The following is a 16,320-nucleotide window of genomic DNA, read 5'->3' as shown; positions in this document are numbered from 1 at the left end:
CCGGTCGCGGTCTCAGTCCTCGCCGGGTCGCAGGGCGGCCAGGAAGGACTCCAGGGAGTCGGCCCGGGGGACCAGGTGCCGGCCGTCGAGCGGGGCGTCGTGGACGTGGCGGAGCACCTGCCCGGTGGCAAGGTCGAGGCAGAGGTGGTTGTCGGCGCCGTCGTCCTCGAACGGCAGCACGGCGGCGGGCAGGCAGTCCCGGGTGGATTCGTACGCCGCCACCAGTTCCTCGCCGTCCAGCAGCCAGCCCAGCTCGTCGACCACCCGGTCGCCGTCGACCAGCCGCGCGCCGCGGGCGAACGTGCTGCCGGCGAAGTGGTCCAGCAGCCAGCGTGCGACCGGTGGGACGTCGCCGGGCGCCAGCCCCACCGCCGCCCACGTCTCGTCGGGCAGCGGCTCGGATCGAGGCCGTGCACCCAGGGCGAGCAGGTGAGCTTCCAGCTCCTCGTACGCCACCGTGACTTCCTTCTCCCGTTCAGTCGATGTCGTAGATTCCCACGTCCGTGTGCTGTACCCGGTGCAGGTCCTTGGGTACCAGCTGGACGCGGTTGCCACCGGCGTGGTGCGGCGCCAGCCCCCTGCCGCCGAAACCGTCGTCGGCGTTGCGCAGCCACTCCAGCGCGGCCTCGATCCGGCGGGTGCGGCTGCCATCGGGTACGAGCCCCTGCCGCTCGGCGATGGCCAGCCGAATCCTCGCCATGTCGGTCGCGTGGTCGCCGACCAGCCCGGGCACCTGGACCTCGCCCTGCGCCCAGCGGCCGAAGTCGATCTCGCCCTGGTGGAAGGGGATGGGGTTCGCCTCGCCACCGGGTGCCTGCCTGCCGACGATGCGGATGACGCTCTCGCGGTCGTCGATCCACCCGGAGTTGCCCCGAACCCCCGACCAACGGCCGTGGTTGGCCGGCCCGTTCCAGCTCTTCGGCGGGGTCCAGGCACCACCCGTGGTGGCGGGCCGGCCCGCCCGCGAGGCGGTCATCTCGGCCAGCACGTCGTCGACCGTTCCGGTGCCGCGCTGGGCCCAGCCCTGGACGGCGGCCTCCACCTCCTCCGCGGTCATGCCGAGCCGGCGGCCGTGGCTGGTGATCCGCTGCAGGTTCTCCACGCCCTGGCTGTAGAGCTGGCGTACGCGGGCCAGCTGGGCCGGGGTCAGGGCGTTCATCTCCCCGATCAGGTCGGTCGCCTCTCGGGTCAGCCGCCACCTGGTGAAGGTGTTGAAGCCACGGCGCAGGTTGAGCTGGATCGAGTAGACGACCTTGCCGAGCTGCTCGGCCAGGAGGTCCAGCCCGAAGACGCTGGCCCGGGCCGCGCCCGGCGGGACGACCTTCGCCCAGATCGCGTCCCAGCCGCCGCGGGCACGCAGCTCCAGCTCGGCCCGGGCCAGGATGCTGCGCCGGATGCTCTCCTCGACCCCGCTGAGCTCGGCTTCCAGCGCGCCGATGTCGCCGGTGCGCTGGAACGCCTGGAGGGCCGGGCGGATGGGCCGGATGACCGAGGCGACGACGGCCAGGTCGGCCACCACGGCGACGACGGCCAGCACCACCCAGGCCAGCGAGGGCTCCTCCGACAGCAGCTGGGCGCCGTACGCGTCGTTGCGCAGCGCGTAGTCCTCGTACGTCTGCAGCGCCATGTAGGACGACAGTCCGAGCGCGGCGACCGCGGCCACCGCGCTGCCGCCGCTGGCCACCCCGAGCGCGAGGCCGAGTACGCCGAGCATCAGGTCGCGTTCGACGTCGTCCAGGGTGGGTGCCTGGTGGTCGGTGATGATCTTCGCCCAGATCGAGGTGTCGTCGATGCCCAGCTGGGCCTTCGTCCGGGCGACGAGGGTGTCGAGCCGGAAGACGATCTCGTGGTTGCCCCGCAGCCGGTCGCGGGTACTGGCCACCTTGGTCAGGCTGTCGTCGATGTAGGTGGTGAGCACCCGGCCGGTGCCGGCCTCGTCGGTCGTACGCGCGAGTTCGTCGACGGGCGCGTTGGTGTAGCCCAGCACCGGGTTGGTGTCGGCGAGGGCGTGGACCTCGGCGCGCCCGGCGCCGAGCCGGCGCCGGTACTCCGCGCCGGCCGCGTACGACGCGGAGACACTCTCCGGATCCCAGCCGCTGTGTGCCGCCAGCGCGTCGCGCCGGTATACCTCGGCCGCGGAGAAGGTGGTCCGCGCGCCGGCCAGGTCGGTGTTCAGTGAGGTGAGCGCCGCACCGCCGGCGGAGTAGCGCTCCCGCTCCTGGCGCAGCACGTGTTCGTACCGGTCGAGCAGCTCGCTCGCCCTGACCATCGCCGTCTCGCGGAAGGCGGCCAGGAAGCGGGCCAACGCGGTCTCGAACGCCGCCAGGTTGCGGTAGCCGTACGGGTCCATGGCCCGCCGCATCCGCAGGTAGAGCTCGTTCATGGTGCCGGCCGCGGTCGCCGGCAGGTCCGCCGTCGCCTGCGCCTCCCAGCCGGCGATCCACGAGGGCGGGCCGCCCATCAGCAGGCCGGCCTGCCAGCTGCGGTACATCTCGTACACCTGGTCCATGCCGGTCAGCGCGGCGGTCGCGTCGTCGGCCTCGCGCAGGGTGGCCCGGCGTGCCTCCATCCGGGCGACGAAGGCGTCGACGCTGGACTCGAAGGCGGTGGCGTCGGTGGTGTCCCGCGTGGTGCGCTCGGCGTACTCGGCCAGCTCCTCCTCGGTCAGCGTCGCCAGCTTGGCCGCGATCCGCAGCAGCGTGGTGTAGTCCTCCGGACGCGGCGGCGTCGCATGCGTGTCGGAGGAGAACAGCACCGCCCTGATCCGGTCGGGCAGTTCGTCGAGCTGCCGGCGCTGGTCCGCGTACTGGTCGGGTGCCGTCGCACCGCCTCCGCCGCCCGACGCCGCCGCGGTCGCGGTGACGGTGAACCGCATCGGGTCGGTCGTACGGGTGACTGCTCGCAGGAAGGCCCGGTTGCCGGCGTTGTCGGGAACGAACGTGAGGTCCGAACGCGGCATCGGCGAACCGTCGTCGTGGGTCAGGATGAGGGTCGCGGTCCGCATCTGCGCCCAGTACGCGCCGGCGGGCAGGTCGCGGCAGGTCCCGCCGGCGGTGGCCGTACCGCCGCCCTCCAGCGTGGCGGTGAAGCGCGCGGTTCCGTCGGGGTGCGGCTCGACGGTGATGGACACCGCGTCGCCCGGCCGGAGGTGGACGCCGATCCGCGGGGACGAGAACGCGTGGGTCCGGGCCCACGGGCCGAGCGCGGCGCCGGCCTCGGCCGCGCCGGCCTCCCGTTCCAGCACCTCCTCGGCATCCGTGCGTCCGGCACGCTGCTGGGCGACGTGTGCGATTTCGTGGGCGAGCAGGGCCTGGCCGTCGGTCGTGTGTGGTGCGTAGGCGTCCGCGGCGAACAGCACATGGTCGCCGACGCTGTGGGCCAGCGAGCCGAGCCGCCGGTTGGCGGAAGCCGCCTCGCTGTCGGTGTGGATGCGGATCTCGCCCACGTCGAACCCGAGCCGGCCGCTCAGTGCCGCCGCCACACCGGTGGGCAGGGTCCGTCCGGGACCGGGGACCAATCCGGGAGGCGGGGTGGGGAGCAGGTCCGGCGTGCGGACGGCAGCCGCCCCGGCGACGCCGCCCTGGCCGACGGCGGCGGCCGGGGCGGCGTGTTCCACACCCACCGCGCTAGCCGTCGACGAAGCCGGAGGAGACCGTGAGAATCACTCCGGTCTCCTTCGCCACCTGCGCCCCCGCCGCCGGGAACTGACGCTCCACCGAGCCTTCGGCCGCGGTGACGGACGGTTCGAAGATCGGCATCGACCCCAGGCCGACCGAGCGGAGCCGGTCCTGGGCCTCGTCGAGCCGGATGCCCAGCACGTCGGGCACCTCCACCTCGGCGGGCTGCGGCCGTTCGCGGCGGAGCCGGAACCACTGCCGGAACACCCCGCCGGGAATCTCGTCGTCGGTGGGCAGCACCAGCATGGTCCGCCCGTTGAACACCACCGTCGCCGCATGCCCGTTCAGGTGGAGCCGCGGATCCTTGGCCGACACGATCGCCCAGCCGTCGATCTCGAAGCGTCCGGTGACCTCTTGCTGGTTGAAGTGGTCCAGCACCTGCCAGAGCTGCTGGAGCAGCCAGCCGGCGGTCGGCCCCGCAGGGCGCCAGAAGATCCGGTCGTCGTCGGCGTTCCACTCCGCCGCCAGCTCGACGCTGCGGGTGCCGACCGGGATCGGCGCCCACTGCGTCCCGTCGCTCTCGATCGGCCACGGCAGGTCGAGCACCACCCGCACCACCGGCTTGCCGCGCACCGAGTCCTGGACGACCCGTTCGTCGAGGGTGATCTGCAGGCCGCGGGCGAGGTCCTGGGCCGCGACAACATCGTCGTTGAGGAAGGCGGTCCGGCCGTCAGAGAAGCTGGCCGCGACGACGTGCAGGCCGCGCGTGCGTCGTTCGGCCACCGCCAGCTGTGCGGTGACCCTCAGCGCGGTCGGCGCGCCCTCGGCGCCGATGTCGAGGACCGCGCTGCCGCGGGCGTCGAAGACCGGCTGCCACCAGAACTCCGCCACCCCGTCGTCACCGGTGCTGGTCGACACCTCGTGGTCGGCACCGGGTGGCAGGGCGGTGGGCGGATCGTCGGCAGTGCCGCCGGGCGCCACCAGCCCGTCCCCGGCCCGGGCGTCCACCCCGGCGCCGCCGACCGGGCCGCACGGGCTCGTGAGCGCCACCCGGACCGGCCGGGGGAGCACCGCTCCGGCCTGGGAGACGTGCTGCCCGTCGCCGCCCAGCAGGTCGAGGCTGCGGGTGAGGGCGAGCTGCGCCAATGCGTCCTGAACCGTACGCGTGTCCGCGAACCCCGAGCAGGGCGCGGTCCAGGCGACCTGCTCGGCGACCGACAGCCGGCCGGTGACCACCACGTCGGGTGCCAGCCGGTGATCGTGGTCGTCGAGCCGGTGCACGGTGAGCGTCTGGGTGCTGGGACCGTTCGGTGCCAGTCGCCAGTGCGCGAGGGCGACCCCCTCGTCGTCGGTCGCCGTGGTGTACGGCTCTCCCGAGAACGTCGCCCCGTCATCCGCCAGCGTGCCGTCGTCGGAGGCTTTGAACGCCACCCGCGCGCCGGCCACCGGCAGCCCGCCGTTACGGACGCAGACCCGCACCGGTTGCGGCAGCGCCTCACCGGGCATGGCCTCCTGACCGTCCCCGCCGAGCAGGTCCAGGCTGACCAGCTCGGTGAGGGCCGGGAAGACGGTGCGGCAGTCGGACTCGCGGATCCAGGTGTCGTCCGTGCGCCGCCGCAGGATGCCCAGCGGAGCGGTGTGGTGCGCCGGCCCGGCCGGAGGCCGCGCCTCCGGATCGCCGTCGTCGTCGACCGGCCAGTCCAGCGTGCCGGCCGGGGTGTCGAGGCCGTACCCCAGCCGGACCGTGCGCGCCGGAATCAGCCAGTAGTCGCCGGTCCGGGCATCCGCCGCCTCCGGAAACGCGACCTGCACGCCGCCCTCCAGCGTCTTCGGCCGGGTGCCCACCGTGGTCGGCCCGCCCTCCCAGCGGCGGACGATGGGATTCGGCCCCAGGTCGGCAAGCTCGACCGCTCCGGTCAGCCAGGTGACCGGCACGCTGGTGCCGACCGGAGCGCCCGCCGTGGCCAGCATGCCGGGCAGCCCGGACAGCTCCCGGCTCGAGCTGGTCAGCTCCAGCACGGACCCGCTGCCGATGGACAGCGCCTCGTCACGGCCCACCCGGTCGAGGTCGAGCACGGCCTGGGTCGGTTCGTCGGTGACCGCGGTGATGCCGACCAGCCCGAAGACGACACTGCCGTTCTCCCGCGACCACAGGAAGGTCGCCGGGTCGTCGCCACTGGCCGGCTGATGGATCTGCACCCGGTAGAGCTGGTTCTCCAAGAGCCGGTAGCCGCCGGTTTCGCTGATCTCGCAGGGGTCGGCGTCGTCGGGCGCGACCTCCAGGGAAGCAACCATCAGCGGGACGGTGCGCTCGAGGGGGTCGCGGGCAGCGAGGTCGGAGCACGTCTTGTCGTCGGTGATACCGACCAGGCGTACCTGCCACACGGTCTGGGCCCGGGTGGTGGTGTCGGGGCCGCCGAGTGCGGACTCCCGCAGACTCGGCTCCTCCTCGGCGTCGACCTGCCGCGTCCACACGTCGAGGTAGGCGGCGTAGCGGCCGACGCCGGGTTCGGTGAGCTTCGCGAAGGGTTGCGTCGCGAGGGAGGGACCCAGGCCGGCCGGCCTGGCGGGGTCGGCCTCCGCCGACACCACGATCCCGTCGACGTAGTAGCGACCGGCGCCGAGAGTGAGGTCCGCCCACGCCTTGCCGCCCGGAGGCGCGCCCGTCGCGTCGACGATCTCGAACGGCCCGGGCCCCGACGGCACGGCAGCGCATCCGGCGCGGCCGACGATGTCGCGGGTGCGGATCTCGTCGTGGGTACGGGTGATCTCGGTCTGCTCGTTCCAGTCCGCGTCCAGCAGGATGCGGCCCTGTTGCAGGAGCACCGAGCGGTAGCCGTTCTCGGGGCGGTGGGTCCACCTGGTGAAGTCTCCGTGCATCGCTCAGCCCCCCACAGTTCCGATCTCCAGGCCGACGGGAACGTACGGAGCCAGCAGCCGGCGGGTGGCCTGGACCCGCAGCTGCGCCTGCAGATGGTGGTACGCCCCCATCTCGCCGTCTCCCTCCGCGCCGGCCCGGATGTCGGCCGGACAGCCGGGCGCCAGCGCGAGGTAGGAGGGCGAGCCGGGCTCGATCGAGACGTAGACCGGCGACGGAGCGCCCGCGCCCTCGGCGGGCGGGACGCAGGAGAACCGCCGCGGCACCCGGCTTCCCGGGCCGACGTAGCTGTAGCGCACGCAGCCGATCTGGCGGTGCTCGACGACTGCGGCACCGTCCAGGATCGAGTTGCCGGCGTTCAGCGATCTGGACGTGAGCCCGCCGCGGACCGTGCAGCCGGTCACGACGACCGCGGCTCCAGGTGCGGTGACCGCCGGGCCGGTGACGCCGGTGAGGGCGTTGACCGCGACGTTCGCCAGCTCCGGCGGCAGGGCGTCGACGATGCTCTCCACCAGGGTGAGCTCGGGGACGTCGGCGGCCAGGTCGACCCCGGCGGCCCGGGTACGCCGCAGCACCACCCGGCAGTCGCCGTTGGCGGCGCCGTCGGCGCCCTCCACCCGGACCCGGCCGGCGATCGTGCACTGGCTGACGGTCAGCCGGCCGAGGTCGCCCGCGGCCACCACCACGTCACCGGTGACGACCAGCCCGTCGAGGAGGACCGCGGAGCCGGGCGCACCGGTGAGGCGAAGATCGCCCACGACCACCGGCCGCAGCCCTTCGGGGCTGTACTCGCCGATCACCCTGGGCCGGATCTCGTCGTTGCCGACGATCCGGTCCCGCCAGGTGGCGGCGACCATCGTCAGCCGGGTCGCTTCGGGGACGGCCACCGTGAGGTCGCCGTCGTAGCGGGAGCTGTCGCCGACGGCCACGACGAACGTGCCGCCGGCGGGGGAGTCGGCCGGATCGGCCCAGGCGGTCTCGGCCGCGGACAGGGCGGCGGCCGGAGAGGCCAGCGGGCCGTCGGCGGTGACGAGTACCTGGGCCCGGGCGTCGCCGCGACCGGTGTCGCCGTCGCCCACGTACCCCTGGCCGGCGCGGACCTCGTCGTGGATCTCGGAGCGGTCGTAGGTTCCCGCGCCGAGGTCCGCCCGGGCGGCGTACGCGTGCAGCACCCGGACGTCGGCGGCCGCGCTCGGGGCCTGGTCCACGTAGCTGCGCAGCCAGCCCAGGGCGGGGTCGACCATGACCTGAGGACCGTCGACGTCGGCCAGGTCCTCCAGCCGGCTCACCCGGATCCGTTCCGGGCTGAGCACCTGACCGTCGACGAGCACCCCCACCGGCAGCGCGGCCGCCAGCGCCGGGTTGGCCCGCGCCGCCCACAGGGCCGCGAGCAGCCGGCGCGGGCGCAGCGGCACGGGAAGGTCGGCCTCGCTGGCCAGGTGCTCGATCGTGTCCTCGGTGGCCGGCGCGGCGAACAGCGGTGTCGGCAGGCCGAGCGGGTGGACGAGCCAGGCGCTGCCGTCGCCGACGGCGGGCAGCCCTTCGGAGGCGGGCACCGGTGCCGGCACCGCCTGCGGCCAGTCCTGTTCGGTGGCGGCGAGCGGGAAGTCGTACACCTGCAGGGGAAACAGGAAGACCCCGACATGCGGTATCTGGTACCGGCCGCGGCCGCCGGCGATGTGGCGCACCTCGCCGGTGTGGGCGAACGGGTCGAGGGCGCCGTACGCATGGCCGGGTGGGACCAGGTCGAGCCGGTCGGCCGAACGCAGTGAAGCCGTGGCCGGCCGGTCCAGGCGTACGTGATTGAGGTGAGCGGAGCCGGCGAGCACCCGGAAGAACTCCACGGCCCTGACCGGCCAGCCGGACGCGTCCCGGGCCACCTGCTCGATGACGGCGACCGTGCCCTTGCGGCGGCGGTAGCCGATGGTGTTGGCCACGAAGGCGCGCCGGCTCACCCCGGCCGTCTCCGGTGGCAGGTCGGCGACCCCCACCAGGTCGGCGAGGTACGGCACGACCCACTCCGCGCAGGTCTCGACGAACCAGGCGCGGTACAGGTCGTCGAGGTCGGTGCGCAGCAGGTCCAGCTCGGAGCCGACCACCTGTAGCAGTGCGGCCAGCAGCCCGCCGGACTCCTCGTCGCGGCTGCGCAGGTGGACCGGCAGCAGCGCGGCCAACTCGTCGGCGGCGGTGCTGGTGGCCGTGCCGGCAGCGCGTGCGGAGGTCGTGCTCACAGGCTCATCACTCCGATCGTCACGCGGGCCGGGTCGAGGGCGAGCAGCTGGGCCGGGAGGAAGCCGGTGCCGGGTTCGAAGCGGCCGGGCGCCGCGAGCAGCCGGTCGGCGACGGCGGCGTTGGCCGCCCGCGTCGCCCCGGTGCGAGCGGTGCCCCGGGCGTGCCGCGACGGCGCCCGGCGCCGGCGCGGGCGGACGAACCCGCGGCGTGCGGAGACGTCGGGCGCGGCTTGCAGATCGGGCAACGTGCAGGCCCGCACCCCGGCCACCGAGCGGATCACCGCCAGGGCCTGCGCGGAGCTGACCGGGGCGCCGATGGCCTGGCCGGCCCGGCCGAGGGCGACCTTCAGCGCGTCCCGGACCGCCGCGAGGACGTCGTCGCGGCGGTGGTCGGGGTCGTGGGCGAGGTCGACTCCCAACCCGAACTCGACGACGTCGCACGCCCGGACGAGCACGTGCTGTCCGGCGTCGCGGGCGGCGAGCAGGGACCGCCCCACGTCGTCGAGGAGAGCCTGGCTGGGGTCGACCCCGGCCACACCGAGCAGGGACACCAGCACCACGCCCTGCCGGCCGTCCCACACCAGGTCGGCGCGGGCCGGCCCGACACCGGCGAAGCCGCGGACGAAGTCGGCGTGGTCGGCCACCGAGACGGCGCGGTCCAGCGTGCGGATGCGCAACGGTGCGTTGACACGGGCCGTCTCCAGATCCTCCGGTGGAGCCCAGTCGTGCGCCGGGCCGGGGTTGGCGACCTCCCGGATGCCGAGCGGGCGGCGGGCCAGCAGGCTGACCTGGCCGGCGTCGACCGCGCCGTCGGCCCCGATGCCGACCCGGTAGGTGGCCTCGACGTTCTCCACCCCGGTCGGCACCCGCGATCCGTGCACCCCGTCGCCGAAGGTGATCCGGGCCTGGCCGTCCTCGGTGTGCCGCAGGACGTACGCCCGCTGCGCCGGTCCGGCCTGCCCGAGGTCCGCCACCTCGTGCCAGGCGACGCCGTCGACTCGGACCTCCAGTTCGGCGACCGCGCCGTCGGGGGTGGCCGCGCGCACGTACGTCAGCGGGGTGCGGCGCGGGCCGAACTCGGTGAACGGTGTGGCCGACCCGCTGCCGAGCACCTGCCGGACGGTCTCGCCGTGCGTGGCCGTGGCGACGTTGGCGCGCACCGTGGCAGTGCTGCGTTCGTACGTGTACGTGAGTACGGCGTCCAGGGTCAGTCGCATCCATCCGGTGGTGCCGAGTGCTTCACAGGCCTTGACCGCACGAAGCTCCGAACGGGCCTGCCCGGTGGTCGCGTCGGGTCCGGCGACCAGGACCAGCCGGCCGACCGCCAGCAGCGGCTCGGTGAGCGGCACGTCGACCTGGTCACCGCCGAGGCCGGAACGCAGCGGGGCCTGCGCAGCCGGCAGGGGCACCGAGCCGCAGTGCACCTTGGCGCGGCGCCGGTTGAAGCGGCCGACGTCCTCCCCGAGGTCGACGAGCGTCCGGGTGATCGGGCCGGTGAGCCCCCATTTGGCCAGCCCGTCGGCCTCCACCGAGCGCACCAGGAGGGCCTCGACCGCCTCCGGTTGTTCCAGCACGATCCAGGTTCCGGCCAGTACCGACGGGTGGTCGCCGTCGAGTTCGAGGTCCCGCTGCTCGCCGAGGGCGAAGCCGCTCCAGACGTACCGGGGCGGCGTCGGGCCACTCCCGTGGGCGGACGGCTGGGGAGCCGGCTCGGAGCCGGGCGGCGGCCCCTGGTCGGTGACCAGCATGCTCGGGTCCGGCGCGTTGTGGCCGAAGAGCCGGGTCCGGTCGGTGAGCAGGTGTACGGACGGGCCGTCCTCGGCGATGAGTGGCCGGGCGTCGGTGTTGCCCAGGGCCCGGTTGAGGTCTAGCCGGATCCAGCCGGACAGTCCGTCCGGAGCGAGGGTCACGGCGGTGACGGTGCGGAAGTCCCACACCTCGCTGTGGCCCTCGGGGTCGGTGATCCGTTCCTTGCCGACGACGAGCACGTGGTCGCCGGTGCGTACCGGCGTCGCGGTGCCGGTGAGCCAGATCGACCGGGTTCGGCGGTCGTACGCCTGCGGCTCGGCGGCACGCACCGGCAGCCGGTTCCACACTCCGCGGACGACGAGGTCGGCCTCGGTCTCGAAGGTCTGCGGCAGCTGGCCCTGACCCGGGATGGACTGCATAGGTGTGCCGGCGGCGACCAGCACCTCCGCGGGAGCGCCCGGTGCGGTCTCGGCCTCGAAGGCCAGCTCGACCTGGGCCGCCACGCCGGGCCGCAACTGGTAGCCGACGGTGGCGGCGAGTTCCCTTACCGACAGCCGCTCGGCGGCGGTGCGCAGGAAGCCTTCCTGGGCGATCCGCTCGGTGTAGAAGGAGACGATGTCGGCGACGGTGGCGAAGGCGTCCAGCACGGCGATCGCCGGGTCGTCGGTGGGGTGGCGGGCCAGCGTCCGCAGCGCGGCCGGACGGTCCGGCGCGCCGGCAGCGAGGTCCGCGCGCATCCGCTGCATGGCGAGGTCGTGCGGGCTCACCCGCCAGGCAAGGGCGCCCAGCCCGGCGGGGTTGGCGATGCCCGCCGCCCCGGCGCCGGCGGCCGTGGTGCCGCAACCACCGCCGCAGCCGCAACCACAGTCGGCTGCCGTGGCGCCGTCGGTGGTGCCGCTCATCACGACCCTCCCTTCAGTACGACCTCGAGTGATCCGGCCTCGGGGTTGCTGGGGTCGTTGTCGCACCGCAGTACCTCGCGGGCGCCGACGGCGATCCGGCCCGACGCCAGCGCCTCCGCGGTGCCGCGCGTGCCCGCCCCGGCCCGGGCGAAGCGGGTCACGTCGATCCACATCAGCCCGGGCACCCGCATGGCCGCGGCCACCAGGTCGCTGAGGTAGAGCGGCTCACCGAAGGAGAAGTTGTCGGGGTGCCAGAAACCACGACGGCCGTCGCGCAGCACCCGGGTCGACAACTCCTCCAGCAGGGCGGTGGTGACCTGGGCACGTTGGTGGCCGGGCAGGACGCATCCCTGGATGGTGATCTCCAGCGGAACCATCACCGGGTCGGCGAGTTCCACGTCCACACCGGCCATCCGGCGGATCTCCAGCGTGGCCGCCAGTTCGAGGGTCCAGTCCGGATCGGCGGCCGCGCCGGCCACCGGGTCGAGGGTGACCTCCTGGGCGTACCAGGATCCGGTCCAGCGCCGCCGGGCGACTGCGCGCTGGACCAGCGGGTCGGCCATGGCCACGTCGGCGTAGTCGGCGGAGGTGACGGCGCGGAGCTGGGTACGGAAGGCCTGCGGGGCGAGCAGTTGAACCTCGGGCAAGGCCTGCGGGTCCACACCGCCGGTGGCCGGCAGCGGGTTCCACACACTGACGTCGGCCCCGTCGGGGACGGCGGGCACCGGACCGGCCGGGCCGGGCACCGCGAGCAGGTGGGTGAGCCGGTCGGCGGCGACGTTGCCGACAGCACCGCCGCCGAGGCGATACCACGCCTGCATGCGAGCACCGGCGGACGGCCGCCGCCCGACCACTCCGTCTCCGAACCGGAGCCGGGAAACCCCGTCCGCCTCGGTCTCCACCACGAAGTCGGCCGTCAACCGGTTGCCGGCAAGCAGGTCCGGCCGCGGCCGCCAGGACCGTTGTCCGTCGTCGACGCTCACCGCGGCCAACGCCCGGTCCGGCCGCGGAGCCAGCGTGGCGGCGGCGCTGGTGAAGGCCCCCGTCGGGCCGTCGGCGGGCGACAGCGGGTCGGCGACCGTGATGTCCGTACGACGGATACGGGGTTCGTACGCCGCCCTGCCGCCGGTCGGGACCTGCGCCGGTTCGAGGTCCTCCGGCCCCACCGACGCGCCCTGGTCGGCCAGTGCCACGTTCGCCAGTGCGACCGCCCGGACCACCGGCTCACCGGCGCCGCCCGGTTCGCTGACCCGGAGCGACCGGGACAGCGCGTCGGCCACACCCCAGCGCAGCTCCAGCACGTCGAGCGGCGGGGTGACCGCCGCGTCGACGTGCGGGACCGGGTCGGCGACCAGCCGGACGGCGAACCGGCTCGCCGGGTCACCGTCGCGGACTCCGTCGGGAGCGTCCGTGCCGTCCGTGCCCGATGGCAGGTCCGCCAGCACCAGGACGTCACCGCGGGCCAGCGGTGGCAGGGAGCCCGACCGGCCGGCGACCACGAAGGCCGCGGTGCTGCCCGCCGGCAGACAGTGGTCGTCATCGCCCCACGCGTACAGGGGAAGGGCGTTGCGGTCCGGATCCAGCGGCACCGGCGCACACGTCTCCATCACGACGCCGCCGAGATCGGTGACGTCGGCGCCGGTGGGCAGGTCGGTGCCGCCCGGTGGCGGCATCGTGTCGGCGACCGGGGTGTGGGCGGGCAGGGTGACGGCCGAGTCGGTGGTGAAGGTGAGCCAGACCCGTGCCGCGCAGCCGTCGTGCATCCGGTAGTCGAGCAGGCGGGCGTGCCGGCGGGCCGAGGTCCGGCGCCGGGCGGTGCCGAGATAGGCCTCGGTGGCCACCGCGTCCTGCTGGTAGCTCAGCCGGTCGCCGAGGTAGGCGAACAGCTCGACCAGAGTGACGCCGACGTCGGCGGGGTTGCGGTCCCGCCAGCCCGGCAGCAGTCCGGCCAGCCGGTCGACGAGGCGGGAGCGCAGCGCGGCATAGTCGCGGGCCAGGTAGTCCAGCATCGGCGCACCTGCCGGCGTCGCGGTCGCGGCCGGTGCCGACGCGCAGTCGAGGTCGGTCGGGCAGTCGACCTTGAACGTGAACGGCGCCTCGGCCAGCGCCGGATCCAGCCCGGCCGGTGCTTTGTGGCCGGTGTCGTCGAGGAGGCGGAGGAGGTACGTCGAGAAGTCGCCGGCGGATGACGTACGCACCACCAGCACGCGCGGGCGTACCTCCGCCGGAACCGCCTGCGCGACGAGCCGGCGGTCGGTGGGGCGGACGCCGGGCAGCGGCTCGGTGGGCGGGTCCTCGTCGGATCCGGTGAGGGCGAGGACGGGGTAGGCCCACTCGACCCGGACGGGGTTGAGGGCCGGGTCCAGCCGCACGCCGCCGGAGACCGCCACGTTGGCGCCGGACCAGGCGGCCGGCACCGGCCGCTTGAGCAGGTGGACGAGCAGGGTGCGCTGGCTGGGCGCGCCGGGCACGTAGCCGGGCGTGCCGTACCGGTTGGACAGGACCTCCACGAAGTCGATGCCGTCCAGGCCGCCCGGACCGGTGCGCAGTACGACCCTGCGCCGGGCGTCCCGGTCGATGGCGGCGACGAACGCGCTGCCCGCTTCCGCGCTGTTCACGTCGTACCCCCGGAGACCTTGAGGACGCGGCGCTGGTCCCCGGCCGCGGAACGCAGCGACGTGTAGACCACGGTGACCTCGAGCCGGGCGTCGACGCTGGTCACACTGATGTCGTCGACCCGGATCAGGTCGCCGAGCCACTGCTGCACCGCGGCGGCGACCAGGGCCTGCGTGGTGTGGGCGGTCTCGTCGCCTGCCGGGGCGAACACCAGCCGGTCGACCCCGCTGCCGAAGGTCGGCCGGTTGACCCGCTCGCCGGGCCGGGTGAACAGCAGCGCCTCGACCAGGCCACGGAGGTACTCCTCCTCGCTGACCACCGCGGTGCGGCCCCGCGCGTCGAGGCGCAGCGGGAAGCCGACGTGAGTCACGGACGTACGGCTCATGACGCCTGGACCCGCAACTGGGCGACCACCACGGTGAGCGGTACGCCGGTGGGCACGCAGGTGGCGCTGCCGCCCTGGACGACCAGCGGCTGGCCACCGGACAGCACGCGGACCGTGCCGGTGGTCCAGGTCGCGGTGGTACACGGACCCCCGGCGTTGGGTGGCAGCGGGCAGCCGGCGACCGTCCACGGTGCGCTCAGCGTCACGCTGGAGGTGCCGCCGAGCAGCACCCGCGGGTTCGGCGCGGTCGGCGTGGCCTGCCCGCCGTGGCCGCAGATCACCGTGGCGCCCTGCTGGACGAGGAAACCCACTCAGATCACCTCCAGGGCGCCGCCGTTGACCTTCACCGAGGCCGGCGACAGCTCGATCTTCGACGCACCGACGCTCAGCTCGATTCCGGACGCGGTCATCGCCAGCTTCATCGCCACCGGCGCCGCGGGCGGGCCGACCTCGATCGTGAGCCCGCCGGCGCCGGGCAGGTCGCTGAGCGTGATGCTGACGGCGTCGGTCTTCCACACCTTGACCTGGGGCACCGCCGGGCTGGCCGGGGCCTGGCCGGCGTTCCAGAAGCAGCCGCTGACGATGGGCTTCTGCGGGTCGCCGCCCTCGAACTCCACCCACACCCCGGCGCCCTGCGGCGGCACCGCGAAGATGCCCACTCCGTCACCGGCGTACGGGACGCAGACCTCGGCCCAGCTCAGCTGGCCGTCGCCGAAGACCGCGGGCACCTTGACCTGGACCCGGCCGCGCATGAGCGGGTCGATGTTCAGGGCGACCGTGCCCCGGTACTTGCCGTAGAAGGTCTTCACGGGATCACCACCGGGACCGTCGAGCCGTAACCCTCACGCGTGATGACGAACCGCTGGCGGTACGAGCCGGGGCTGAGGCTGTGCTCGACCTCCTTGACGAACCACAGCCCGTCGTGGCTCCAGCCGGCACCACGCACCCCGACCAAACCACGCGGCCGGAGCACCGCGCCGTACTGCGCGCCGTCGAGAATCCCGCGCCCGGTGACGGCGTTGACGCTGCGTTCCACCAGGGCCTGCGCGCGGGCGAAGGCGGAGATCGTCGAGGTGCCGCTCTCCCGGAAGCGCTCCCGGTGGACGGTCGCGGCGCCGGTGAGCCACAGCGGCAGCGCGGCCAGCGGCGGCTGCAGACTCGGACCGGTGCGCAGCGGCACGGTGGTCCCGGTACGCGGATCCTGGACGACTCCCTCCACGCTCACCGGCGCCAGCGCGCTCTGGGTGAACGTCGGCGCCGCGACGACGTTGGTCTCCGGGCCGAGGTCGACGGAGATGGCGGGCTGCGGTACTCCCACCCGGATCGGCGGGCCCCAGTAGAACCGGCTGACACCCGGCACCGGGCCGGGAAGGACGTAGGCGACGTAGCCGTGCCGCTCGGCCAGCATGACCAGGTGCCGCAGATCGGTGTCGTGCTGGGTGGGCACCCGTTCGATCGGCAGTGGCGGGTCCATGTCCAGCGGTGGAACGACCATGGGCACGATGCCCTGGGCAGCGTACGGAGCGAGGACGACGAGGGCCTGGGGGAGGTCGTCGAGAGCCGGCCACTCGGCGTCCTTCTCCTCCCGGTCGAGCAGGATCGACACGTCCTCGCCGGTGACCTGTACGACGGCACTGCCCGGGCCCGAGCCGGGAGTCAGCGTCACCTCGGTGACGATGCCGTCGAACAGGACCTCCGGGAGTACGCCGACGGTGACCATCAGCACCACCCGGGCTCCCGCTACGAGGGGCGAGCCGGTGACGAGCGGGGTGTCGAAGGCGCCGAGTGCCGCGGTCCGGCCGGCGTCGAAGGTGAGGGTGAACACCGACCGCTCGTCGTCGGTCTCTGTCACCGTCGCCTCGCGGAACCGTTCGGCGATGTTCGGCGGCAGCGGCACCGGCACCGTGGGGCCGGCCAGGATCGTGAGGTGGGTGGCGCCCAC

10 protein-coding genes are annotated in these 16,320 nt (G+C 74.2%); all 10 read right to left on the bottom strand.

The window, feature by feature from the left end; genetic code table 11:
• Nucleotides 1-12: 12 nt before the first annotated feature.
• The 10 genes from F4554_RS17220 to F4554_RS17175 are packed head-to-tail and all read right to left on the bottom strand — an operon-like array spanning nt 13 to nt 16,320.
• Nucleotides 13-456: an SMI1/KNR4 family protein gene (locus tag F4554_RS17220; RefSeq protein ID WP_179788472.1), complete on the bottom strand. Its 444-nt coding sequence runs from the start codon at nt 454-456 to the stop codon at nt 13-15.
• A 19-nt stretch (nt 457-475) separates the two neighbouring features.
• Nucleotides 476-3,616, bottom strand: a complete 3,141-nt coding sequence (locus F4554_RS17215) for an eCIS core domain-containing protein (RefSeq protein WP_179788470.1) — start codon at nt 3,614-3,616, stop codon at nt 476-478.
• 10 nt (nt 3,617-3,626) lie between these two features.
• Nucleotides 3,627-6,497 carry a DUF6519 domain-containing protein gene (locus F4554_RS17210; protein ID WP_179788468.1) on the bottom strand — a complete coding sequence of 957 codons (2,871 nt, stop codon included), beginning with the start codon at nt 6,495-6,497 and terminating at the stop codon, nt 3,627-3,629.
• Between the two features lie 3 nt (nt 6,498-6,500).
• Nucleotides 6,501-8,726, bottom strand: coding sequence for a phage tail protein (locus tag F4554_RS17205; protein WP_179788466.1), 2,226 nt, complete (start codon nt 8,724-8,726; stop codon nt 6,501-6,503).
• Nucleotides 8,723-11,377, bottom strand: coding sequence for a baseplate J/gp47 family protein (locus F4554_RS17200; protein ID WP_179788464.1), 2,655 nt, complete (start codon nt 11,375-11,377; stop codon nt 8,723-8,725). The genes F4554_RS17205 and F4554_RS17200 overlap by 4 nt, the downstream gene beginning before the upstream one ends.
• On the bottom strand, nt 11,377-13,995 hold the full coding sequence (locus tag F4554_RS17195; RefSeq protein ID WP_179788462.1) for a baseplate J/gp47 family protein: 2,619 nt from the start codon (nt 13,993-13,995) through the stop codon (nt 11,377-11,379). The genes F4554_RS17200 and F4554_RS17195 overlap by 1 nt, the downstream gene beginning before the upstream one ends.
• Nucleotides 13,992-14,378, bottom strand: a complete 387-nt coding sequence (locus F4554_RS17190) for a GPW/gp25 family protein (RefSeq protein WP_179788461.1) — start codon at nt 14,376-14,378, stop codon at nt 13,992-13,994. Before F4554_RS17190 ends, F4554_RS17195 begins: the two co-directional genes overlap by 4 nt.
• Nucleotides 14,375-14,689: a hypothetical protein gene (locus tag F4554_RS17185; RefSeq protein WP_179788459.1), complete on the bottom strand. Its 315-nt coding sequence runs from the start codon at nt 14,687-14,689 to the stop codon at nt 14,375-14,377. Before F4554_RS17185 ends, F4554_RS17190 begins: the two co-directional genes overlap by 4 nt.
• Nucleotides 14,690-15,187: a phage baseplate assembly protein V gene (locus tag F4554_RS17180; RefSeq protein ID WP_179788457.1), complete on the bottom strand. Its 498-nt coding sequence runs from the start codon at nt 15,185-15,187 to the stop codon at nt 14,690-14,692.
• The gene (locus tag F4554_RS17175) at nt 15,184-16,320 is read right to left on the bottom strand and encodes a hypothetical protein (protein ID WP_179788455.1); all 1,137 of its coding nucleotides are present in this window, start codon (nt 16,318-16,320) and stop codon (nt 15,184-15,186) included. Before F4554_RS17175 ends, F4554_RS17180 begins: the two co-directional genes overlap by 4 nt.

The organism is Actinopolymorpha rutila, from assembly GCF_013407855.1.
GTDB classification, from domain to species: domain Bacteria; phylum Actinomycetota; class Actinomycetes; order Propionibacteriales; family Actinopolymorphaceae; genus Actinopolymorpha; species Actinopolymorpha rutila.
Note: the sequence above shows the minus strand (reverse complement) of the source record. Positions and strands in the feature narration are given on the sequence as shown.